We start from the raw sequence: 22310 nt of genomic DNA on the forward strand, positions 1-22310 counted from the left end.
CGCGCCGGGGCTGGTCAGACCGGGCAGCTATAATCGCGGGACTGTTTTCCGGTAAGCCTATGCAATCCACGTCTCCTACGTCCCCGCCTCCCGCCCCGGAGCCGAAGAAGCGTCCCTGGTGGCAGAAAGCCCTGATCGGCCTTGCCGCGACGTGCGTGGCCCTCGTCGTGGCCGGCGGCCTCGTGCTCGGCTACGCGCTCGTCGTCGCGTGGCCGAACATGCCGTCGCTCGACGCGCTCACCGACTATCGTCCGAAGGTTCCGCTACGCATTTACACGTCCGATCACGTGCTGATCGGCGAATTCGGCGAGGAGCGCCGCGACGTCGTGCATTTCAAGGACGTGCCGGACTCGTTGAAGAAGGCGATCCTCGCGATCGAGGATGCGCGCTTCTACGATCACGGCGGCGTCGATCTCACCGGGATCATCCGCGCCGGCTTCGTCGCGCTGACGAACGGTCACGCGTCGCAGGGCGCGAGCACGATCACGATGCAGGTCGCGCGCAACTTCTTCCTGTCGAGCGAGAAGACGTACACGCGCAAGGTCTACGAAATGCTGCTCGCGTACCGTATCGAGCGTGCGCTGACGAAAGATCAGATTCTCGAGGTCTACATGAATCAGATCTATCTCGGCCAGCGTGCGTACGGCTTTGCGAGCGCCGCGCGCGTCTATTTCGGCAAGGATCTGAAGGACATCACGCTCGCGGAAGCCGCGATGCTCGCCGGGCTGCCGAAGGCGCCGTCCGCGTACAACCCGGTCGTCAATCCGAAGCGCGCGAAGGTGCGCCAGGAATACATCCTGCAGCGGATGCTCGAGCTGAACTTCATCACGCGCGAGCAGTACGACGAGGCGGTCGCTCAGCCGCTCGTCGTGAAGGGCGCGGGCCGCGAGTTCAGCGTGCATGCCGAATACGTCGCGGAAATGGTCCGGCAGATGATGTACGCGCAGTATCGCGAGGAAACCTACACGCGCGGCTTCAATGTCGTCACGACGATCGATTCCGCCGACCAGCAGGTCGCGTACACCGCGCTGCGCAAGGGGATCATGGATTACGAGCGCCGGCACGGGTATCGCGGGCCGGAGGGCTTCATCGAGCTGCCGGCCGGCGCGGACGAGCGCGAGCAGGCGATCGACGACGCGCTGCTCGAGCATCCGGACAACGGCGAACTGGTCGCGGCCGTCGTCACGGCCGCGAGCCCGCGCCAGATCACGGTCGCGTTCATCGACGGCAGCAGCGCGACGATCGACGGCGACAACCTCCGGTTCGCATCCGGCGCGCTGTCGGCCAATGCACAGCCGAATCGCCGGATTCGCCCGGGCGCGATCGTGCGCGTCGTCAAGAACGACGCCGGCAAATGGTCGATCACGCAGCTGCCGCAGGTGGAAGGCGCATTCATCTCGATCGTTCCGCAGGACGGCGCGATCCGCTCGCTCGTCGGCGGCTTCGACTACAACAAGAACAAGTTCAACCACGTCACGCAGGCGTGGCGGCAGCCGGGCTCGTCGTTCAAGCCGTTCATCTATTCGGCGTCGCTCGACAAGGGGCTCGGGCCGGCCACGGTGATCAACGACGGGCCGCTGTACTTCAGCGCGGCGGAAACCGGCGGCCAGCCGTGGGAGCCGAAGAACTACGGCGGCGGCTTCGACGGACCGATGTCGATGCGCACCGCGCTGCAACGCTCGCGCAACCTCGTGTCGATTCGGATCCTCAATCACATCGGCACGAAGTACGCGCAGCAATACATCACGCGCTTCGGCTTCGATGCCGAGCGCCATCCCGCGTACCTGCCGATGGCACTCGGCGCGGGCCTCGTCACGCCGCTGCAGATGGCCGGCGCGTATTCGGTGTTCGCCAACGGCGGCTATCGCGTCAATCCGTACCTGATCGCCGAAGTCACCGATCCGAACGGCGCGATCGTCGCGCGCGCGCAGCCGCTCGTCGCCGAGCAGAACGCGCCGCGCGCGATCGACGCGCGCAACGCGTTCGTGATGAACAGCTTGCTGCAAAGCGTCGCGCAGCGCGGCACGGGCGCCAAGACGAACGTGCTGAAGCGCACCGATCTCGCCGGCAAGACCGGCACGACGAACGACTCGCACGACGCGTGGTTCGCCGGCTATCAGCACACGCTCGCCGCGATCGCGTGGATCGGCTACGACAATCCGCGCAGCCTCGGCGACCGCGAGACGGGCGGCGGGCTCGCGCTGCCGGTGTGGATCGACTACATGGGCGCCGCGTTGAAGGGCGTGCCGGAGTTCAAGCCGACGATGCCCGACGACGTCGAGTCGCTCGGCGGCGAGCTTTACTTCACCGAGTTCACGCCCGGGCACGGCTTCGTGTCGACGGTCGGCGTGCCGCAGGCGCCGGCGCCGCAGGACGTCGACGAGGCGGTGCCGCACGTCGACGAACAGGAAAAACAGGACATCATGAACCTGTTCCGCGGCCACTGAAGAATCGGCCGCGCATGAAAAAAGCGCCCCGCGGGGCGCTTTTCCTTTGATGCGGGCGACGTTGCTCCGCCATCGCGGCCGATGCCGCAACCGTCACGCGCCGAACGTGATCGGCAGGCCGGCCTGCTGCGTCGCGAATTCGCTGAGCGCCGCAAAGAACTCGGTGCCCGTGCGCGTATCGCGCCATGCGCCGTCCACGAAGCGGTAGTGGAAACCGCCTGCTTTCGCGGCAATCCACACTTCCTTCATCGGCGGCTGCAGGTTGACGATGATCTTCGATCCGTTCTCGAACGTCAGCGTCAGCACGCTGCCGTTGCGCTCGAGATCGATGTCATGGTCGCCATCGTTCGCGGCATCGACGGTACGCTCGACGGCCGCGAGCACGGCCTCGGCACGGGTCAGGTATTCGGTATCGGACATGCTAAACTCTGTCGGTTCAATTGTTCAGGGACGATCATGCGAGTCGTTTTCCGGATGAGCGCGATTGTAGCCGCTTTGGCGATTCTTGCCGGCTGCGGTCAACGTGGTCCGCTCTATCTGCCCACCGTGCCGCCGCTGCCGCAAAAGCCGATCCAGCAGCAGGACACGCCGCCGTCGGACGTCATGCCGACCGATGAAAACGCATCGTCCGACAGCGTGCCCGATTCGTCCGGCACGCCGCTCACGCTGACGCCCGAGTTGTCGAGCGTGCCGTCGAAAGCGGCGACGCCCGCATCGAGCCCGGCCGCCGCGCAGTAACCGAGCGCCGCGCTCACGAATCGAGGCGACGACTCACCGGTCGTCGCCTTTTGTTTTTGCGTGCGCGCGCTCAGCCGCGCACACGTCGCCATCCCCACGCAATCAGCCGCCAGCCGAGCAGCGCCGCGACGATCGTCGCGTACAGCTTCGGCTGCGCGAGATCGTGCTTGCCCGCCCGCATCCACCAGAAGTGCAGTACACCGAACACCGCGATCACGTAGATCGCGCGGTGCAGCGTCGTCCAGTGACGACCGAGCCGGCGCACCATCGCGCGCGGCGACGTCGCGGCGAGCGGAATCAGCAGCACGAATGCGGCAAAGCCGACGGTGATGAACGGCCGCTTGCCGACGTCCTTCAGGATCTCGACGACATCGAACCACTTGTCGAACCACAGATACGTCGTGAAATGCAGCGTCGCGTAAAAGAACGCGTACAGACCGATCATCCGGCGAAAGCGCAGCAGCGCAGCCAACCGGGTGATGCGTCGAAGCGGCGTGATCGCGAGCGTGATGCACAACATCACCAGCGTCCATCGCCCTGTCGAACGTGTGATGAATTCGATCGGATTCGCACCGAGCCGGTCGGTGAGCCCGAACAGCACGATACGTGCGAGCGGATAGAGGCCGGCCGCGAACGCCAGCACCTTGGCCGGCACGAGCCAGCGCGGCTCACTCGCGCGCGCCGTCGCACCGTGCCGCGCAGCGCGGGCAGTCGCACCCGGCGCGGCTGCGGGCGCCGATGGCGGCATCGTCGGACGCATGTCGTGGGTCACGGTCGCACTCAGAAATTCTTTTTCAGGTCCATGCCCTGATACATCGACGCCACCAGATCGCCGTAGCCGTTGAACATCAGCGTCTTGCGCTTCGGCGTGAAGAAGCCGTCCTCGCCGATGCGCCGCTCGGTCGCCTGGCTCCAGCGCGGATGATCGACGTTCGGATTCACGTTCGAATAGAAGCCGTATTCGTTCGGCGCATACGTGTTCCAGCTCGTCTTCGGCTGCTTGTCGACGAAGCGGATCTTCACGAGCGACTTCGCGCTCTTGAACCCGTACTTCCACGGCACGACGATGCGCACCGGCGCGCCGTTCTGATTCGGCAATACCTGCCCGTAGACGCCCATCGTCAACAGCGTGAGCGGATTCATCGCTTCGTCGATCCGCAGCCCTTCCGAATAAGGCCAGTCGAGCACCGGCGTCGCGAGGCCCGGCATCTGCGACGGATCGGCAAGCGTGACGAACTGCACGTACTTCGCGCTGCCGGTCGGCTGCACGCGCTTGATCAATTCGGACAACGGCACGCCGATCCACGGAATCACCATCGACCAGCCTTCGACGCAGCGCAGCCGGTACACGCGCTCCTCGAGCGGCGCGAGCTTCAGCAGTTCGTCGATATCGAACACCTTCGGGTGCTGTACCTCGCCCTCGACGCTCACGCGCCACGGACGCGGCTTCAACGTGCCGGCGTTCTGCCCCGGATCGCCCTTGTCGGTGCCGAATTCGTAGAAATTGTTGTACGACGTGATGTCCTTGAACGGCGTGACTTTGTCGGCCGCGACGAATTTCGGATTGGTTTTTGCCGCGAGCTTCGCCGCGCGCGCATCGGGCGATGCATACGCGGCGAACGCCGTACCGCTGCCGCCGATCATTCCGCCCGCTGCTGCGAGCCCGGCGGCCTGCAATATGCGCCGCCGGTTCTCGAACACCGCGCGCGGCGTGATCTCGCTGCGCGCGATGTCGTCACCGTTCAGTACGTTGCGCAAGGTACGTTTGATCCACATCGTGCCGCTCCTCCTGCGTGCGTCGCATGCACGCTTCATCCGCATTCGACCCGGCCGGTCGGGCGCCGTTCGACGCCTGCTTCGTCCGTCCATTATAAAAGAAAACCGCCGGGCACGAAGTGCGCCGGCGGTGTTTTGTCGGACGAGCGTCGAAAATCTTACAGCTTCCCGTAGCTGTGCAGCCCGGACAGGAACATGTTGACGCCGAGGAACGCAAACGTCGTCACGAGCAGCCCGGTCAGCGCCCACCACGCGGCGACCGCACCGCGCAGCCCCTTCATCAGCCGCATGTGCAGCCACGCCGCGTAGTTGAGCCACACGATCAGCGCCCAGGTTTCCTTCGGATCCCAGCTCCAGTAGCCGCCCCATGCTTCCGCCGCCCACAGCGCGCCGAGGATCGTCGCGATCGTGAAGAACGCGAAACCGACCGCGATCGACTTGTACATCACGTCGTCGAGCACGTCGAGCGTCGGCAGGCGATCGGCGAGCACGCCGCGCTCCTTCATCAGGTACGCGACCGACACCATCGCCGACAGCGCGAAGCTGCCGTAGCCGATGAAGTTTGCCGGCACGTGGATCTTCATCCACCAGCTCTGCAGCGCCGGCACGAGCGGCTGGATCTGCTGCGCGTCGCGCGCGATCGAGTACCACATCAGGAAGCCGACCGCCGCGCTGATGACCAGCAGCACGAACGCGCCGAGCGCGCGCGTGCCGTAATGCCCTTCGTAATACAGATAGAGCAGTGCGGTGATCAGGCTGAACAGCACGAACACTTCATAGAGGTTCGACACCGGGATATGACCGACGTCGGCGCCGATCAGGTACGACTCGTACCAGCGCACCATCAGCCCGGTGAAACCCATCAGCACCGCGACCCACGTGAGCTTCTGACCGATCGCGGAACCCGATTCCGAGCGCGCGAGCATGCCGATCCAGTAGAAAACCGTCGCGAGCACGAACAGCGCGCTCATCCACAGGATCGCCGACTGGCTCGACAGGAAGTACTTGAGGAAAAACGCCGAATCGGCGCGCGCGAGGTCGCCCTGATAGATCTGGATCGACGCCAGCGACAGCACGGCGATCGACGCCATCATCAGCCGCGCCGGCTTCCAGCGCCAGCCGAGCGCGACGAGCGCCGGCACGGTGCCGATCAGCACGGCCTTGTCGTAGTAGTCCATGTGCGCGTCGTAGTGCACGAGCGCGTAGCCGGCGCCGACCACCAGCGCCAGTGCGAACAGCCAGTCGATCAGCGACAGGCGCGCGAAGAACGGACGATCGTCGAACAGCGGTGCGGCAGCCGGAGACTGGGCCGGCGCCGCGCGGGAAGAGGAGACTTGACTGAGATCCATGATGTTACCGGGTGGAATTCTCGGAATCGGAACCGCCGGCGGGCGGGCGGGCAGACGATGCCGCACCGGCCGGCGCGGCGTCGCGCGGTGCGGCGCGCAAGGCGGCGCCGGCCGCGTCGCGCGTCTGCACGAATTCTTTCTCGAAATCGAAGGTCTTGCGGGCCGTGGACATCGCCATCACCACGTTGACGCCCGAACCGGCGTCCTTGAGCCAGAACCAGAGGCGCCGCTCGCGCACGTAGAACATCGCGAAGATACCGGCGACCAACAGCAGGCTGCCAAGATACACCAGATTCTTGCCGGGCGCGCGCGTCAGCTGAAATACCGAAGCTTGCACCTGCTTGAACGAATCGAGCTGCAGATAGACCGGCGAACCATACAGGAAGCTGTCGGACAGCGCGTTGATCGCGTTCTGCACGAAGCGGACCGTGTCGCTGCCCTGCTGGGCCGCCGGCTCGCCGGCACGCTCGCGCGCGATCTGCCACACCTCCCACATCGAACCTTCCAGCATCCGCAGCAGCAGACTCGCGGCCTTTTCCTGCTCGGCCTTCGGCACCGAACGGTCGATGAACGTCGCGACCGCCTGGAAGCCGCCGATCGGCTGGCCGTCCGCGCCGCGGCCGATGCTGTCGTCGCTCGCCGCGAACAGGGTCAGCACCTTCGACGCGCTGTCCTGCAGTCGCGCGCGCAGCGACGCGTCGGTGCCCGGCAGCGAACGCTGCGCGAAACGCGCGGCCGCCTCCGCCCGTACCGCCGGATCCTCGAGCGCCGCGCGCAGCCGCATCCATTCGCCGATCGAGTCCTGGCTGTCCGCCGGAATCCGCATGTAGCGGAACGGATCGTTCGGGCTCGCGCGCACGCCGGCGAGGAACACGCGCGCGCCGCCCATGTCGACCGGCAGCATGTAGTTGTTGAATTCGCGCGCCTGGCCATCCTTGCCGCGAATCTTGTACTGCACCGACGGCCCGATGTTGTGCAGCTGCATCGGCTTCGACGTCTTCGCGCCCGAGCCGAGCCGTTCGTCGAACGCCTCCTTCAGCGACTCGGTCTTCGCGACGCCGCGCACGTCCGGCTTGCCGTTCGCGTCGGCCATGTTCTCGACGTTGATCGCACGGAAGTCGGAGAACTCGATCGTGTCGCCGTCGGCGCCCGGCATCCGCAGCGGCGTCGAATTGCCGATCGTGCCTTGCACGGGGAACGGCTTCGCGTTGTCGCCGGTCATCGGATAGGCCGTCATCTGCATCACCGAGCCGCCGTCCTGGAAGCTCGACTGATAGATCGACACGCCCTTGTACGTGAACGGCTTGTTGACCTCGACGCGCGCGGGAATCTTGCGGCCCGTCTCGCGATCGATCACGACGATGTCGCTCGCGAACAGTTTCGGCATGCCGGTCGTGTAGTAGTCGACGATGAACTTGTTCAGCTGGATCGAAAACGGCAGCTCCTGGATCAGCGAGCCGTTCGGCTGATTGAGGATCGCGGTCGACACGAACTGCCCTTCGGGCACCCACGCATAGCCGCGGAACGTCGGATTCGACGCGGACAGCCGATGCTCCGGCGAGATCTCGCTGATCGTCGCGCTCGTGTTCACCGGGCTCTTGCCGAACATCCACATCTGGAATTTGATCGGCAGATTGCTGTCGAGCAGCCCGCCGATACAGATCACGACGATCGCGAGGTGCGCCGAAATGTAGCCCCACTTCGTCATCGCGCCGCGCTTCGCGGAGATCAGCGTCGCGCCGTCGGCTTCGCGCACGACGTGCTTGTAGCCGGCCTTCGCGACGAACGCGGCGAGCGTCGCGGCCACCGCGGCGCGACTGCCCGAAGCCGTGTATTCGGCCTTGTGATGGAACGCGCGCAGGCTGCCTTCGCGGACCTTGTCCTTCCAGCTCTTCGCATCGGCGAGCATCTTCGGCGCATTGCGGATCACGCACAGCGAGATCGACGCGACGAGGAAGATCAGGATCAGCATGAACCACCACGCGCTGTACACGTTGTACAGGCCGAGCGAGCGGAAGATGTCCGCCCAGAATGGCCCGAACTGGTTCACGTAGTTCGGGTAAGGGTCGTCCTGCGTCAGCACGGTGCCGATGATGCTCGCGATCGACAGCACCACCAGCAGCGCGATCGCGAAACGCATCGAGCTCAGCAGCTCGATTGCGCGCCTCGATGCGCGATGACCCGACTTCAACTGCACCCCCGACGTGGTAACGCTCATTCAAACTCCGACTGACAACAAAAAAGGGCAAGGCGGCCGCAACGATGCGGCGCCCCACCCTTTTCTTGTTCTGACACCGGACGCCCGTCGGGCGCCGGTTACACCATTCGCGGCCGGACGTTCAGCGCAGGCCCGCGATGTAGTCCGCGACCGCCTTGATCTCGCTGTCCGACAGCCGTGAAGCGATCTGATGCATCGCCTCGTTGTTGTTGCGCGCGCCGGCTCCTTGCTGGAACGCGGTCAACTGGGCCACCGTGTAATCGGCCCATTGTCCCGACAGACGCGGATACTGGACCGGAATCCCCTGCCCGGTCGGTCCGTGGCAGCTCGCACAGGCCGGTACGCCCTTGTCCGCGATGCCGCCGCGATAGATCTTCTGGCCGATCGGCACGGTCGCCGCGTTGCGTGCGGTGCCGAGCTTCGTCGTCTGCGATGCGTAGTACGCCGCGACGTTGCGCATGTCGTCGGCGCTCAGCGCGCTCGCGAATCCGACCATCACCGCATTGTTCCGGGCCGGCCCCTTCGCACCCGGCTGCGTCTTGAAGTCGTTCAACTGCTTGACCAGATATTCGGGATGCTGACCGGCGAGCTTCGGAAAACTGCCCGATGCGCTGTTGCCGTCGGCGCCGTGACACGACGCGCACACCTGCGCGGCAATCGCCTTGCCGCGGTCCAGATCCGGCTTTGCCGCATCTGCCGCGTTTGCCTCCGCTACGAAACCTACGAACCCTGCTGCAACCTGAAGCACCATCAGAGACTTGCACAGTCGATTCATTCGCACACCCTGTTTCGTCTTGTGGGAATTTGAGGTTCTGCAAAAAACGACGGCGACCAGTCTACCGCAGAAGCCGCATAAAAGCGCGAGGCAGACGCCAGCGACCCTTCGGCAAAACCGCCGTATTGTACAATATCGCGCTGAAAGCTCCGGCGACTATCGGGGCTACCCCGCCTCCACCAAGCGGCTCGCGCCGCCCGTCCCACCGGTTCCCATGGCCTTTCTGCTCCATCAAGCCCGCTTCTATACGACCGTCAATCATCTGCGCGACCTGCCGCCGACGGTGCAGCCGGAAATCGCGTTCGCGGGCCGCTCGAATGCCGGCAAGTCGACGGCAATCAATGTGCTGTGCAACCAGAAGCGGCTCGCGTTCGCGTCGAAGACGCCGGGCCGCACGCAGCATATCAACTACTTCTCGGTCGGGCCGGCTGCCGAGCCCGTCGCGAACCTCGTCGATCTGCCGGGCTACGGCTATGCGGAAGTGCCGGGCGCCGCGAAGGCGCATTGGGAAATGCTGCTGTCGTCCTATCTCGCGACGCGCTCGCAACTCTGCGGCCTGATCCTGATGATGGATTCGCGACGTCCGCTGACCGATCTCGATCGCCGGATGATCGAGTGGTTCGCGCCGACGGGCAAGCCGATCCATACGCTGCTCACGAAGTGCGACAAATTGACGCGGCAAGAGAGCATCAACGCGCTGCGGACCACGCAAAAGGGGCTGGATGCATATCGCGATCAGGGCGTCCAGGGCAAGCTGACCGTTCAGCTGTTCTCCGCGCTGAAGCGCACGGGTCTCGACGAAGCGCATGCACTGATCGAGAGCTGGGTGCGGCCGTCCGTCGCCGACGAAAAAAGCGCGCCTGTAGCACAATGACCGGGCAACGCGCGGCCGGGACGGCTGCGCGCACCTGACGGCACCTGCGATTCGTCCGGCCCATAAAAAAACCCGCCGTTTACCGGCGGGTCAAACAGCCTAATCGAATAACGACAGGCACCCGCTCAGGGAGGAGAAGCGGGGAGCGTCACGCAACGCGCGACGCCCGATCGCTATCATATACCAACGCTCCCGAAAATGACCTAAGGGTTCCGTAAGGTCCTTATTGCCCTGATTTCTACCCAATCGCCATGAGCTTTCATCCGCTTCACCGTCCGCGCCGGATGCGTCGCGACGACTTCTCCCGGCGCATGATGCGCGAAAACCGCCTGACCACCGACGATCTGATCTACCCGGTGTTCGTCGTCGAAGGCACGAACGAACGGCAGCCCGTGCCGTCGATGCCCGGCGTCGAGCGCGTGTCCGTCGATCTGCTGATGCACGTCGCCGAGCAGTGCGTCGAGCTCGGCGTGCCCGTGCTGTCGCTGTTCCCGGCCATCGAGCCGTCGCTGAAGACGCCCGACGGGCGCGAGGCGGCCAATCCGGAAGGCCTGATTCCGCGCGCGGTGCGCGAGCTGAAGAAGCGCTTCCCCGAGCTCGGCGTGCTGACCGACGTTGCGCTCGATCCGTATACGAGCCACGGCCAGGATGGCGTACTCGACGAGAACGGCTACGTGATCAACGACGACACGATCGAGATTCTCGTCGACCAGGCACGCGCGCAGGCCGAAGCCGGCGTCGACATCGTCGCGCCGTCGGACATGATGGACGGTCGCATCGGCGCCGTGCGCGAGATGCTCGAGAGCGACGGGCACATCCACACGCGGATCATGGCGTATTCGGCAAAGTACGCGTCGGCGTTTTACGGCCCGTTCCGCGATGCGGTGGGTTCGGCGTCCAATCTGGGCAAGGGCAACAAGATGACCTACCAGATGGATCCAGCCAACAGCGACGAAGCGCTGCGCGAGGTGCGTCTCGACATCGACGAAGGCGCCGACATGGTGATGGTCAAGCCGGGCATGCCGTACCTCGATATCGTGCGCCGCGTGAAGGACGAGTTCCGCTTCCCGACGTACGTGTACCAGGTGAGCGGCGAGTACGCGATGCTGAAGGCTGCCGCGATGAACGGCTGGCTCGACCACGACAAGGTCGTGCTCGAATCGCTGCTCGCGTTCAAGCGAGCGGGCGCCGACGGCGTGCTCACGTATTTCGCGCTCGACGCCGCGCGTCTGCTGAAAGCGCAGCGCTGATTTACGTTTGAAACGCAAAACGGCGGAACACTTCGGTGTCCCGCCGTTTTTTATTCTCGATCGATAAGCCGCCCGAACGCAGCCGCCGAAGCGATTACACCGTCGGCACCGCGGCCCGATCGAGGCTGCGCAGGAACGTCTCCGCGGCCTGATAGCCGACCACGCGCGCGATTTCCTTGCCGCTGCGATCGAAGAAGATGATGCCCGGCGGCCCGAACAGATTGAAGCGCTTGAGCAGCGCCTGATCGTCCGCATTGTTCGCGGTCACGTCCGCGCGCACGAGATGCAGCTGCGCAAGCCGCGCCTGCACACGCTTGTCGGTGAACGTCAGATGCTCCATCTCCTTGCAGCTCACGCACCAGTCCGCATAGAAGTCGAGCATCACCGGGCGCTCCGACGTCTTCAGCAGCGTGTCGAGCTCGGCGCTGGAACGCACGGGGGCGAACGCGGGACCTTCCTGTCCGGCAGCGGCGCCGCCGGCTGCGGACGCCTCGGTCGATGCGACGGTGCGCGACGCGAGCACGGCCAGCGGCTTGACGGGATCGGTCGATCCGGCGGCCAGGCCGACGAGCAGTGTCGCCGCCCAGATCGCGAGTGCCGCACCGAGACCGCGTCCGAGCCGGCGCCAGATCGACGCGGCGCCGACGTTCGGCGTGAACAGGCCGAGCGCCGCCGCCGCGACGAGCAGCCACAGCGCCGCCAGCGCCATCGTCAGCCAGCCGGCAAGCACCGGCCATACGATCCACAGCGCGGCGGCGAGCAGCACGATGCCGAAGAACACTTTCACACCGTCCATCCACGCGCCGGCGCGCGGCAGCAGCGTACCGGCGCCGACACCGACGACGAGCAGCGGCACGCCAAGCCCGAGCCCCATTGCGAACAGCGCTGCGCCGCCGAGCAGCGCGTTGCCGGTATGCGCGATGAACGCGAGTACCGCAAACAGCGGCGCCGTCATGCACGCGCCGACCACGAGCGCCGACAGCGCGCCCATCGCGGCGACGGCAGCGAAGTGGCCGCCGCGGCGCGCGGCCGACGCGTTCGCAGCGCCGTCCTGCCAGCGCTGCGGCAACGCGATGTCCTTGCCGGCGATCAGCGAGACCGCAAACGCGGTAAGCAGCAAGCCGAATGCACCGAGTACCCACGGATTCTGCAACCACGCGCCGAGACTCTGGCCGACCAATGCGGCTGCGATGCCGAGCACCGTATAAACGAGCGCCATGCCGACCACGTACGTCAGCGATAACGCGAAACCGCGTGCATGCGTCGCGCGCGTGCCTTGACCGATGATGATCGCGGACACGATCGGAATCATCGGGTACGAACAAGGCAGCAGGCTGAGCACGACACCCGCGACGAAATACAGCGCGACGATCGTGAAGAAGCCGTGCCCCTCGAGCAGCGACTGCGCGAAATCGGCGCTCGTCACCTTGTCGAACCAGTTGCCGTCGGTAGCCGGCTCAGTGGGCGTCGCAGATGCAGCGCGCAGCGCAGCGCCGTCCACTTTCACCACATGTTCGGCCGGCGGATAGCAGATCCCTTCGTCCGCGCACCCTTGCGACGTCACGGCGAGCTCGAACGGCCCCGATGCCTGCTTCACCGGCACGTGAATCACGACGTCGCCACGGTAGGTTTCGACGTCTTTCTGGAACGTCTGATCGAACTTCACGTGGCCGGCCGGGAGCTGCGGCTCGCCGAGCGTTGCCTGCCCGCTCTTCACCGCAAACGCGAACCGCTCACGGTACAGGTAGTAGCCGTCCGCGACCTTGAAGCGGACGTCGACCTGCCCCGGCGATTCGCTTGCGCTGAACTTGAATGCGACCGACGGATCGAGAAAATCGTCGGCCGCACGCGCGATCGACACACCGCCGAACACGACCGCGAACGACAACAGGACTGCAAGGAATCGCAGCGCGCGCACGCGCACGGAGAGCGCCATACCGTTAAACATGAAATAGACGTTGAGTTTCGCCGGCCACCCATCGGCCGTATGCGTCCGACGCCGTCGCCTGCCACGATACGATTTCAGGCGTCTCGTACGGATGATGCGAGACAATAAACCGCTCCAGCTCGAGTGCTCGCATCGGGCTCGTCTTGAACAGCAACTGGATCTCGTCGGCCGTTTCGACCTTGCCCTGCCAGTGATAGCGCGACTTGATCGCACCGAGCTCCGACACGCATGCGGCGAGCCGCGCGTCGAGCGCGCGATCTGCGAGCATCGCGGCCGTCGCCGCATCGGGCACCGTCGTCAGCATCAGCACCACTACCATCCGCGCCCTCCACATTCGTTTTCCGGTCATTTCCAGCTGCGCGCGCTGCGTTGCGTGCACTGACCGAGGGTTCGCGCAGGCTCGAAGCCCGCGCCGGTCGCCCCGTATCGTAGCGCAGCCGGCGCGACGTTGCCGGCACGCGGCTGCGACACTCGATCGCAGGCGCCGCCCGAAAAACAAAAAGGGCCAAGCAATCGCTCAGCCCTTTCGGTTACTGCTGCGTGCCGAAGCTTATTCAGCTTCTTGCACGTTTTCGGTTTCGTCGACTTCCGGACGATCCAGCAGCTCGACCAGTGCCATCGGTGCGTTGTCGCCGACGCGGAAGCCGAACTTCAGGATACGCAGGTAGCCGCCCGGACGGTTCGCGAAACGCGGACCGAGCACGTCGAACAGCTTCGCCACCGAGTCACGATCGCGCAGGCGGTTGAACGCCAGACGACGGTTTGCGAGCGACGGCTTCTTGCCGAGCGTGATCAGCGGCTCGACGACCTTGCGGAGTTCCTTCGCCTTCGGCAGCGTCGTCTTGATGACTTCGTGCTCGATCAGCGAGTTGGACATGTTACGGAGCATAGCCAGACGGTGGCTGCTCGTGCGGTTCAGTTTCCGCAGACCATGACGATGGCGCATTTCAGTTTCCTTGATTCAAAGTTTTGATCCAGCTCTTCTATCGCACCCTGGCGGGCGCACGGGCCGGTAACGAAAAAAGCAAGATGCGGATTTTAAAGGAAAATCCGCATCTTTGCCAACTTGAGCTACAACCTTGCTTACTTGTCGAGACCAGCCGGCGGCCAGTTTTCGAGCTTCATGCCGAGCGTGAGACCGCGCGAAGCGAGCACTTCCTTGATCTCGTTGAGCGACTTGCGACCGAGGTTCGGCGTCTTCAGCAGCTCGTTTTCCGTGCGCTGGATCAGGTCGCCGATGTAGTAGATGTTCTCGGCCTTCAGACAGTTCGCCGAACGGACCGTCAGCTCGAGATCGTCCACCGGACGCAGCAGGATCGGATCGATCTGCGGTGCGCGCGACGGCGCTTCCGCTGCCGTTTCCGTGCCTTCCAGCGCCGCGAACACCGACAGCTGGTCGACCAGGATGCGGGCCGATTGACGGATCGCTTCTTCCGGCGTGATCACGCCGCTCGTCTCGATGTTCATCACGAGCTTGTCGAGGTCGGTGCGCTGCTCGACACGTGCGCTTTCGACTGCATAGCTCACGCGGCGAACCGGCGAAAACGACGCGTCGAGGACGATACGGCCGATGATCTTGGCCGTGTCTTCGCCATAGCGACGCACGTTGCCCGGCACGTAGCCGCGGCCCTTCTCGATCTTGATCTGAACGTCGAGCTTGCCGCCCTTCGACAGATGCGCGATCACGTGATTCGGGTTGATGACTTCGCAATCGTGAGCCAGCTCGATATCGCCGGCCGTGACGACGCCTTCACCTTCCTTGCGCAGGGTCACCGTCACTTCGTCGCGGTTGTGCAGCTTGAACACCACGCCCTTCAGGTTCAGCAGCAGGTTGACGACGTCCTCTTGCACACCATCAAGCGTCGAATACTCGTGCACCACGCCCGCGATCGTGACTTCGGTCGGCGCGTAACCGACCATCGACGACAGCAGCACGCGGCGAAGCGCATTGCCCAAGGTATGGCCGTAGCCACGCTCGAACGGCTCCATGACCACCTTCGCATGGTTCTCGCCCAGCGACTCCACGGCGATGATCTTGGGTTTCAACAAACTGGTTTGCATAGGTTTTCCTTTTCAATACCCTCGGCTCGTTACACCGATAAGGCTGACCGGTAACACCCTGAAAATAAACAGCCGAGGTCACCCCTTGCTGCACGCAATCGGGGTACCTCGGCCGTCAATCGGATTAGCGCGAATACAATTCGACGATCAGGCTTTCGTTGATGTCGCCGGCGATGTCGGCGCGCTCCGGCACTTGCTTGAACGTGCCTTCGAACTTCTTCGCATCGACTGCAACCCAGCTCGGCATGCCGCCTTGCTCGGCCAGCGACAGCGATTCGACGATACGTGCCTGCTTCTTCGCCTTTTCGCGGATCGCGATCACGTCGCCAGCCTTCACTTGCTGCGACGGGATGTTCGCGACGATACCGTTCACCGTGATGGCCTTGTGGCTCACGAGCTGACGCGCTTCAGCGCGGGTCGAGCCGAAGCCCATGCGGTACACGACGTTGTCGAGACGCGACTCGAGCAGCTGCAGCAGGTTTTCACCCGTGTTGCCCTTGCGGCGGTCGGCTTCGGCGAAGTAGCGGCGGAACTGACGCTCGAGCACGCCGTAGATGCGCTTGACCTTCTGCTTTTCACGCAGCTGCGTACCGTAGTCGGACGTACGTGCGCCCGAGGTACGGCCGTGCTGACCCGGCTTGCTGTCGAGCTTGCACTTGTCGGCGAGCGAGCGGCGCGCGCTCTTCAGGAACAGGTCGGTGCCTTCACGGCGGGACAGCTTGGCTTTGGGGCCGATATAACGTGCCACTTTGCATTCCTTTATCAATCAGTCACGCGGATCGAAATCCGCGCTAGTTCGCGCCCTTTGGGGCGAACGGTGGGCTTAGTCAATCAAAAAAGCAACGCCCGTCGACGCTGCGCGGCGACAGGCAATGTGCCAGCACGAACGTGCCAGCACATCCTCAGATACGACGACGCTTCGGCGGACGGCAGCCGTTGTGCGGAATCGGGGTGACGTCCGAAATCGCGGTGATCTTGATGCCGAGGCCGTGCAGTGCGCGCACTGCCGACTCGCGACCCGGGCCCGGGCCCTTGATCCGCACTTCCAGATTCTTCACGCCGTATTCCATCGCGACGCGGCCGGCCGACTCGGCAGCGACCTGTGCAGCGAACGGCGTCGACTTGCGCGAGCCCTTGAAGCCCTGGCCGCCCGACGTCGCCCATGCCAGTGCGTTGCCTTGGCGATCGGTGATCGTGATGATCGTGTTGTTGAACGACGCGTGAACGTGAACCACGCCTTCAGCGACGTTCTTCTTAACCTTCTTGCGAACGCGTTGCGCCGCGGTGTTCGAAGCCTTAGCCATTACGTTTTCCTGTAACTGTCAGTTCCGCTTACTTCTTCAGCGCTTGCGCTGCACGACGCGGACCCTTGCGAGTGCGCGCGTTCGTACGCGTACGCTGACCGCGCATCGGCAGGCCCTTGCGATGACGAACGCCACGGTAGCAACCGAGATCCATCAGGCGCTTGATGTTCATCGTCACTTCGCGGCGCAGATCGCCTTCGACGACAAACTTGCCCACTTCTTCACGCAGCTTTTCGAGGTCTGCGTCGGTCAGGTCCTTGACCTTCTTCGAGAAGTCGACGCCCGCTGCCACGCAGATGCTGCGCGAGCGCGTGCGGCCGATACCGAAGATTGCCGTCAGGCCGATCTCGGTATGCTGGTGATTCGGGATGTTAACCCCTGCGATACGAGCCATTGTTTTTCCTCAAACAAAAAGCGCAAACAAACGCGCGGTCAGCCTTGGCGCTGCTTGTGGCGCGGATCCGAGCTGCAGATCACGCGAACGACGCCTTTGCGCTTGATGATCTTGCAATTGCGGCAAATGCGCTTAACCGATGCCATCACTTTCATGATAATACCCTTTTTTCAAATCACTTCGCCCGGAACACGATCCGCGCACGAGACAGATCGTAAGGCGTCAATTCAACCGTCACCTTGTCGCCCGGCAGGATGCGGATGTAGTGCATCCGCATCTTTCCGGAGATATGCCCCAACACGACATGGCCGTTTTCCAGCTTCACGCGGAAGGTCGCATTCGGAAGGTTTTCAATCACCTCGCCCTGCATCTGGATTACATCGTCTTTGGCCATAGTCCTTTTTAACGCATTGGGATGTTGCCGCCCTTGAAGTTGGCCTTCTTGAGCAGCGACTCATACTGTTGCGACATAACGTACGACTGCACCTGCGCCATGAAGTCCATCGTGACGACGACAATGATCAGCAGCGACGTTCCACCAAAATAAAACGGCACGTTCCAGCGCAGCACCAGGAATTCCGGCAGCAGACACACGAAGACGATGTAGATCGCACCGGCCAGCGTCAGACGCGTGAGGATGCGGTCGATATATCGTGCGGTCTGCTCGCCCGGACGGATGCCCGGCACGAACGCGCCGCTCTTCTTCAGGTTGTCCGCGGTTTCTCTGCTGTTGAACACCAGCGCGGTGTAGAAGAAGCAGAAAAACACGATTGCCAGCGTGTAAAGCAGCACATAGACCGGCTGGCCCGGCTTCAGCGCCTCCGCGACGTTGTGCAACGTGTTGGAGATCCAGCTCCCCGTCGGCTGACCCGTGCTGAACCAGCCGAGAATCGTCGCCGGGAACAGGATGATCGACGACGCGAAGATCGGCGGAATCACGCCCGACATGTTCAGCTTCAGCGGCAGGTGCGACGACTGCCCGCCGTAGATCTTGTTGCCGACCTGGCGCTTCGCATAGTTCACGAGGATCTTGCGCTGACCGCGTTCGATGAACACGACCAGGTAAGTCACCGCTGCAATCAGCACGACGATGATGATCGCCGAAATGATGCTCATCGAACCCGTACGCACCAGCTCGAACAGCCCACCGACGGCATTCGGGAACCCTGCTGCGATCCCGCCGAAGATGATGATCGAGATGCCGTTGCCGAGACCGCGCTCGGTGATCTGCTCGCCGAGCCACATCAGGAACATCGTACCGGTGACCAGCGTCACGATCGTCGTCAGCCGGAACAGCATGCCGGGATCGGTGACGAGGCCCGGCTGGTTTTCCAGCGCGGCCGCGATACCGAAGGCCTGGAAGGTCGCGAGCACCACGGTGAAATACCGCGTGTACTGCGTGATCTTCCGCTGCCCTGCCTGCCCTTCCTTCTTCAGCGCCTCGAGCTGCGGCGACACGATCGCCAGCAGCTGCATGATGATCGACGCCGAGATGTACGGCATGATCCCCAGTGCAAAGATCGTGAAGCGGGAAAGCGCGCCGCCCGAGAACATGTTGAACATGCCCAGGATGCCGCCCGCCTGGCTCTGGAACAGCTTTGCCAGTTGATCCGGATCGATGCCCGGCACGGGAATGTGCGCGCCGATGCGATAGACGATCAGCGCCAGGAGCAGGAACATCGCTCGCCGGCGCAGATCGCCGAACTTCGCCGTGCTTCGACCGGGTTTTGCAAGACTCGGGCTGTTAGCCAAGTACCTTCTCCGATGAATGCAAGTGACGACGCGCTACGCGTGTCACTCGGCGAACGAACCGCCAGCCGCTTCGATCGCGGCGCGCGCACTCTTCGTGGCGCCGAGACCCTTCACGACGATCTTGCGCTTCAGTTCGCCCGTCGCGATGATCTTTGCGCTCTTCGTCAGCTCGCCGACCAGGCCGGCTTGCTTCAGTGCGAGCAGATCGATTTCGTCGACCGGCAGCTTCTCGAGGTCGCCCAGGCGCACTTCACCGACGAATTCCTTCGTCAGCGACGTGAAGCCGCGCTTCGGCAGACGACGTTGCAGCGGCATCTGACCGCCTTCGAAACCGACCTTGTGGAAGCCGCCCGAACGCGATTTCTGACCCTTGTGACCACGGCCAGCCGTCTTGCCGAGGCCCGAACCGATGCCGCGGCCGACGCGACGCTTGGCGTGCTTTGCGCCAGCGGCCGGCTTCAGGTTATTCAATTCCATATCAACTCCTTGATCCGTAGGGCCGCTTACGCGATGACCTTAACGAGGTACGAGACCTTGTTGATCATGCCGCGGACCGCCGGCGTGTCCTGCAGCTCGCTAACCGAGTTGAGTCGGCGCAGGCCCAGGCCACGCACGGTCGCGCGGTGCGATTCGCGGGTCCCGATCAGGCTCTTGACGAGCTGAACCTTGACAGTTTTCTCAGACATGGTGACCACCCGGGCTTAGCCCAAAATTTCTTCGACGGACTTGCCGCGCTTCGCCGCGATGTCTGCCGGGGTCGACTGCTTGCGCAGGCCGTCCAGCGTCGCACGGACGAGGTTGTACGGGTTCGTCGAACCGTGGCTCTTCGCCACAACGTTCTGAACGCCCATCACGTCGAACACTGCGCGCATCGGGCCGCCGGCGATCACGCCGGTACCGTCCTTCGCCGGAGCGAGGAGGACCGTCGATGCGCCGTGCTTGCCGTGCACTTCGTGCTGCAGCGTGCCGTTCTTGAGCGGCACCTTGAACATGTTGCGGCGAGCTTGTTCCATTGCCTTCTGGACAGCGACCGGCACTTCCTTCGCCTTGCCCTTGCCCATACCGACGCGGCCATCACCGTCGCCGACCACGGTCAGTGCGGCGAAGCCGAGAATACGGCCACCCTTCACGACCTTGGTCACGCGGTTGACCGAAATCATCTTTTCGCGAAGGCCGTCGTCGCGCTCGTCAGCCTGAACTTTCGCTTGCATCTTTGCCATGACGAATTCCTTCCTTAGAACTTGAGCCCAGCTTCACGAGCTGCCTCAGCCAGCGCCTTCACGCGGCCGTGGTAGCGGAAGCCCGAGCGGTCGAAGGCGACGGATTCGATGCCGGCGGCCTTGGCCTTCTCGGCAATACGCTTGCCGATCAGCGTCGCGGCGGCGACGTTGCCACCCTTGCCCGACTTGTCAGCGAGCTCTGCGCGCACTTCGGCTTCGAGCGTCGACGCACTGGCGAGCACCTTGGTGCCGCACGGCGAAAACACTTGAGCGTAGATGTGCGTGTTCGTGCGATGCACGGCGAGACGCGCGACCTGCAGCTCGGCGATCTTGATACGCGTCTGGCGAGCGCGGCGCAGGCGAGATTGAGTCTTATCCATGATTGCGCACCCTTACTTCTTCTTCGTTTCTTTGAGGATCACAACCTCGTCGGCATAGCGCACGCCCTTGCCCTTGTAGGGCTCCGGCGGACGGTAGCCGCGAACTTCCGCAGCCACTTGGCCAACTTTCTGCTTGTCGATCCCCTTGATCACGATTTCGGTTTGCGTCGGGGTTTCAGCCTTGACGCCTTCCGGCATCTGGTGCACCACCGGGTGCGAGAAACCCAGCGACAGGTTCAACTTGTCGCCTTGCGCTTGCGCACGGTAACCGACGCCAACCAGCGTCAGCTTGCGCTCGAAACCCTTGGTCACGCCGTGCACGGCATTCGCGATGATCGCGCGCATCGTGCCCGACAGTGCATTTGCTTCGCGGCTTTCGTCGGCCGGCGCCAGGTTCAGCGTGCCGTCGTTGTTCGCCACTTTCACGAGCGGGTTCACCGCTTGCGTGATCGTGCCCAGCGGGCCCTTGACGGTGATGACGCCGTCGGCCAGCTTGACTTCCGCGCCTTGCAGCGCGATCGGGCTCTTACCTACTCGAGACATGTTTCTCTCTCCTCGGCTTTAAGCGACGTAGCAGATGACTTCGCCGCCGACGCCCGTTGCGCGCGCCTTGCGGTCGGTCATCACGCCCTTCGGCGTCGACACGATAGCCACACCGAGGCCATTCATGACCTGCGGAATCTCGTTACGGCCGCGGTACACGCGCAGACCCGGCTTCGACACGCGCTCGAGGCGCTCGATCACCGGACGGCCCGCGTAGTACTTCAGCGCGATGTTCAGCTCAGCCTTCGCGCCTTCGCTCTTCACCGCGAAATCGTCGATATAACCTTCGTCCTTCAGGACTTGTGCGATTGCAACCTTGACCTTCGACGAGGGCATCGCGACCGATACCTTCTCGACCATCTGCGCGTTGCGGATGCGAGTCAGCATATCGGCGATAGGATCACTCATGCTCATTTACGTTTCTCCTATTACCAGCTCGCCTTGGTCAGGCCAGGAATCTCGCCACGGAATGCGATTTCACGAATCTTGTTGCGCGCGAGGCCGAATTTACGGAACGTGCCACGCGGACGGCCCGTGATCGCGCAGCGGTTGCGCTGGCGGGTCGGGTTTGCGTTGCGGGGCAGTTGCTGCAGCTCAAGGCGTGCTTCGTAGCGCTCTTCTTCCGACTTGCTTTGGTCTTCGACGATCGCCTTCAGCGCTTCGCGCTTCGCTGCGAACTTCGCGACCAGGCGGGCGCGCTTCTTTTCACGTTCGATCAGTGCCAGTTTAGCCACGGTAACCTCAGTTTCTGAACGGGAACTTGAAGCTGGCGAGCAGAGCCTTTGCTTCGTCGTCGGTCTTCGCAGTCGTCGTGATGCTGATGTTCAGCCCACGCAGCGCGTCGATCTTGTCGTAGTCGATTTCGGGGAAAATGATCTGCTCTTTCACACCGATGTTGTAGTTGCCGCGGCCATCGAATGCACGACCCGACACGCCGCGGAAGTCGCGCACGCGGGGCAGCGCAACCGTCACCAGACGATCGAGGAATTCGTACATCGCACGGCCACGCAGCGTCACCATCGCGCCGATCGGGTAGCCCTGGCGGATCTTGAAGCCTGCGATTGCCTTGCGAGCCTTCGTGACGACCGGCTTCTGGCCGGCGATCTTCGTGAGGTCGCCAACGGCGTTCTCGATGATCTTCTTGTCGGCGACGGCTTCGCCAAGACCCATGTTCAGCGTGATCTTGGTGATGCGCGGCACTTCCATGACCGACTTGTAACCGAACTTCTCGATCAGGCCGGGCACAACCTTTTCTTTGTAAAACTCTTGCAAACGAGCCAT

28 protein-coding genes are annotated in these 22310 nt (G+C 63.5%); 4 read left to right on the forward strand and 24 right to left on the reverse strand.

Annotation, left to right across the window (positions count from 1 at the left end; genetic code table 11):
* The first annotated feature begins 59 nt into the window (after positions 1-59).
* Positions 60-2447: a penicillin-binding protein 1A gene (locus BUB20358_RS17085; RefSeq protein ID WP_006765399.1), complete on the forward strand. Its 2388-nt coding sequence runs from the start codon at positions 60-62 to the stop codon at positions 2445-2447.
* Between the two features lie 93 nt (positions 2448-2540).
* Here BUB20358_RS17085 and cyaY read toward each other — a convergent pair whose 3' ends face one another.
* Entirely contained in the window at positions 2541-2867 is a 327-nt protein-coding gene (gene cyaY / locus BUB20358_RS17090) for an iron donor protein CyaY (protein WP_006765400.1), read from the reverse strand.
* A gap of 36 nt (positions 2868-2903) precedes the next feature.
* Between cyaY and lptM the strand changes: the two genes are divergently transcribed.
* Entirely contained in the window at positions 2904-3185 is a 282-nt protein-coding gene (gene lptM / locus BUB20358_RS17095) for an LPS translocon maturation chaperone LptM (RefSeq protein ID WP_081293621.1), read from the forward strand.
* A gap of 70 nt (positions 3186-3255) precedes the next feature.
* Here the strand turns inward: lptM and msrQ are convergent, their stop codons facing one another.
* From msrQ to BUB20358_RS17120, 5 genes are all read right to left on the reverse strand, one after another.
* Complete coding sequence (gene msrQ / locus BUB20358_RS17100; protein ID WP_035973447.1) at positions 3256-3933, reverse strand: protein-methionine-sulfoxide reductase heme-binding subunit MsrQ; 678 nt, start codon at positions 3931-3933, stop codon at positions 3256-3258.
* A 32-nt stretch (positions 3934-3965) separates the two neighbouring features.
* Positions 3966-4961, reverse strand: a complete 996-nt coding sequence (gene msrP / locus BUB20358_RS17105; RefSeq protein ID WP_035973185.1) for a protein-methionine-sulfoxide reductase catalytic subunit MsrP — start codon at positions 4959-4961, stop codon at positions 3966-3968.
* Positions 4962-5119: 158 nt separating this feature from the next.
* Positions 5120-6310 (reverse strand): c-type cytochrome biogenesis protein CcsB, encoded by a 1191-nt coding sequence (gene ccsB, locus BUB20358_RS17110; RefSeq protein WP_035973186.1) that lies wholly within the window; start codon positions 6308-6310, stop codon positions 5120-5122.
* A 4-nt stretch (positions 6311-6314) separates the two neighbouring features.
* Positions 6315-8528, reverse strand: a complete 2214-nt coding sequence (locus BUB20358_RS17115) for a cytochrome c biogenesis protein ResB (RefSeq protein ID WP_035973187.1) — start codon at positions 8526-8528, stop codon at positions 6315-6317.
* A 121-nt stretch (positions 8529-8649) separates the two neighbouring features.
* Positions 8650-9303: a c-type cytochrome gene (locus tag BUB20358_RS17120; RefSeq protein WP_035973189.1), complete on the reverse strand. Its 654-nt coding sequence runs from the start codon at positions 9301-9303 to the stop codon at positions 8650-8652.
* A gap of 214 nt (positions 9304-9517) precedes the next feature.
* Between BUB20358_RS17120 and yihA the strand changes: the two genes are divergently transcribed.
* Both yihA and hemB read left to right on the forward strand, forming a co-directional pair.
* Positions 9518-10177, forward strand: a complete 660-nt coding sequence (gene yihA, locus BUB20358_RS17125) for a ribosome biogenesis GTP-binding protein YihA/YsxC (RefSeq protein WP_006765407.1) — start codon at positions 9518-9520, stop codon at positions 10175-10177.
* Between the two features lie 251 nt (positions 10178-10428).
* On the forward strand, positions 10429-11427 hold the full coding sequence (hemB, locus tag BUB20358_RS17130) for a porphobilinogen synthase (protein ID WP_006765408.1): 999 nt from the start codon (positions 10429-10431) through the stop codon (positions 11425-11427).
* A gap of 94 nt (positions 11428-11521) precedes the next feature.
* On the opposite strand, the gene dsbD is transcribed toward hemB, so the two are convergent.
* The 18 genes from dsbD to rplE all read right to left on the reverse strand — a co-directional run bounded on the left by dsbD (position 11522) and on the right by rplE (position 22310).
* Positions 11522-13375, reverse strand: coding sequence for a protein-disulfide reductase DsbD (dsbD, locus tag BUB20358_RS17135; RefSeq protein WP_006765409.1), 1854 nt, complete (start codon positions 13373-13375; stop codon positions 11522-11524).
* Positions 13368-13694 carry a divalent-cation tolerance protein CutA gene (gene cutA, locus BUB20358_RS17140; protein ID WP_006765410.1) on the reverse strand — a complete coding sequence of 109 codons (327 nt, stop codon included), beginning with the start codon at positions 13692-13694 and terminating at the stop codon, positions 13368-13370. The genes dsbD and cutA overlap by 8 nt, the downstream gene beginning before the upstream one ends.
* A 231-nt stretch (positions 13695-13925) precedes the next feature.
* Positions 13926-14321 (reverse strand): 50S ribosomal protein L17, encoded by a 396-nt coding sequence (rplQ, locus tag BUB20358_RS17145; RefSeq protein WP_006400638.1) that lies wholly within the window; start codon positions 14319-14321, stop codon positions 13926-13928.
* A 137-nt stretch (positions 14322-14458) separates the two neighbouring features.
* Positions 14459-15436, reverse strand: coding sequence for a DNA-directed RNA polymerase subunit alpha (locus BUB20358_RS17150; protein WP_006765411.1), 978 nt, complete (start codon positions 15434-15436; stop codon positions 14459-14461).
* 124 nt (positions 15437-15560) lie between these two features.
* Positions 15561-16184, reverse strand: coding sequence for a 30S ribosomal protein S4 (rpsD, locus tag BUB20358_RS17155; protein ID WP_006765412.1), 624 nt, complete (start codon positions 16182-16184; stop codon positions 15561-15563).
* Between the two features lie 154 nt (positions 16185-16338).
* Positions 16339-16740 carry a 30S ribosomal protein S11 gene (gene rpsK / locus BUB20358_RS17160; protein WP_004197937.1) on the reverse strand — a complete coding sequence of 134 codons (402 nt, stop codon included), beginning with the start codon at positions 16738-16740 and terminating at the stop codon, positions 16339-16341.
* Between the two features lie 28 nt (positions 16741-16768).
* Positions 16769-17134, reverse strand: a complete 366-nt coding sequence (gene rpsM, locus BUB20358_RS17165; protein WP_006400641.1) for a 30S ribosomal protein S13 — start codon at positions 17132-17134, stop codon at positions 16769-16771.
* Between the two features lie 38 nt (positions 17135-17172).
* Complete coding sequence (gene rpmJ / locus BUB20358_RS17170) at positions 17173-17289, reverse strand: 50S ribosomal protein L36 (RefSeq protein ID WP_004199844.1); 117 nt, start codon at positions 17287-17289, stop codon at positions 17173-17175.
* A gap of 20 nt (positions 17290-17309) precedes the next feature.
* The gene (gene infA / locus BUB20358_RS17175; protein WP_004521905.1) at positions 17310-17528 is read right to left on the reverse strand and encodes a translation initiation factor IF-1; all 219 of its coding nucleotides are present in this window, start codon (positions 17526-17528) and stop codon (positions 17310-17312) included.
* Between the two features lie 8 nt (positions 17529-17536).
* A complete protein-coding gene (gene secY, locus BUB20358_RS17180; RefSeq protein WP_035973190.1) occupies positions 17537-18886 on the reverse strand; it encodes a preprotein translocase subunit SecY in 1350 nt (449 codons plus the stop codon).
* 42 nt (positions 18887-18928) lie between these two features.
* Positions 18929-19363 (reverse strand): 50S ribosomal protein L15, encoded by a 435-nt coding sequence (gene rplO, locus BUB20358_RS17185; RefSeq protein ID WP_006400643.1) that lies wholly within the window; start codon positions 19361-19363, stop codon positions 18929-18931.
* A gap of 26 nt (positions 19364-19389) precedes the next feature.
* Positions 19390-19572: a 50S ribosomal protein L30 gene (gene rpmD, locus BUB20358_RS17190; protein ID WP_006400644.1), complete on the reverse strand. Its 183-nt coding sequence runs from the start codon at positions 19570-19572 to the stop codon at positions 19390-19392.
* Positions 19573-19587: 15 nt separating this feature from the next.
* Complete coding sequence (rpsE, locus tag BUB20358_RS17195) at positions 19588-20106, reverse strand: 30S ribosomal protein S5 (RefSeq protein ID WP_004197945.1); 519 nt, start codon at positions 20104-20106, stop codon at positions 19588-19590.
* 14 nt (positions 20107-20120) lie between these two features.
* Positions 20121-20486 carry a 50S ribosomal protein L18 gene (gene rplR / locus BUB20358_RS17200; protein ID WP_006400645.1) on the reverse strand — a complete coding sequence of 122 codons (366 nt, stop codon included), beginning with the start codon at positions 20484-20486 and terminating at the stop codon, positions 20121-20123.
* Between the two features lie 12 nt (positions 20487-20498).
* On the reverse strand, positions 20499-21029 hold the full coding sequence (rplF, locus tag BUB20358_RS17205) for a 50S ribosomal protein L6 (RefSeq protein WP_006400646.1): 531 nt from the start codon (positions 21027-21029) through the stop codon (positions 20499-20501).
* A gap of 18 nt (positions 21030-21047) precedes the next feature.
* A complete protein-coding gene (rpsH, locus tag BUB20358_RS17210) occupies positions 21048-21443 on the reverse strand; it encodes a 30S ribosomal protein S8 (protein ID WP_006765415.1) in 396 nt (131 codons plus the stop codon).
* A gap of 14 nt (positions 21444-21457) precedes the next feature.
* The gene (gene rpsN, locus BUB20358_RS17215) at positions 21458-21763 is read right to left on the reverse strand and encodes a 30S ribosomal protein S14 (RefSeq protein WP_006482884.1); all 306 of its coding nucleotides are present in this window, start codon (positions 21761-21763) and stop codon (positions 21458-21460) included.
* Between the two features lie 7 nt (positions 21764-21770).
* Positions 21771-22310 (reverse strand): 50S ribosomal protein L5, encoded by a 540-nt coding sequence (gene rplE / locus BUB20358_RS17220; protein ID WP_006400649.1) that lies wholly within the window; start codon positions 22308-22310, stop codon positions 21771-21773.

It is taken from the genome of Burkholderia dolosa, from assembly GCF_902499135.1.
In the GTDB taxonomy this organism is placed as follows: domain Bacteria; phylum Pseudomonadota; class Gammaproteobacteria; order Burkholderiales; family Burkholderiaceae; genus Burkholderia; species Burkholderia dolosa.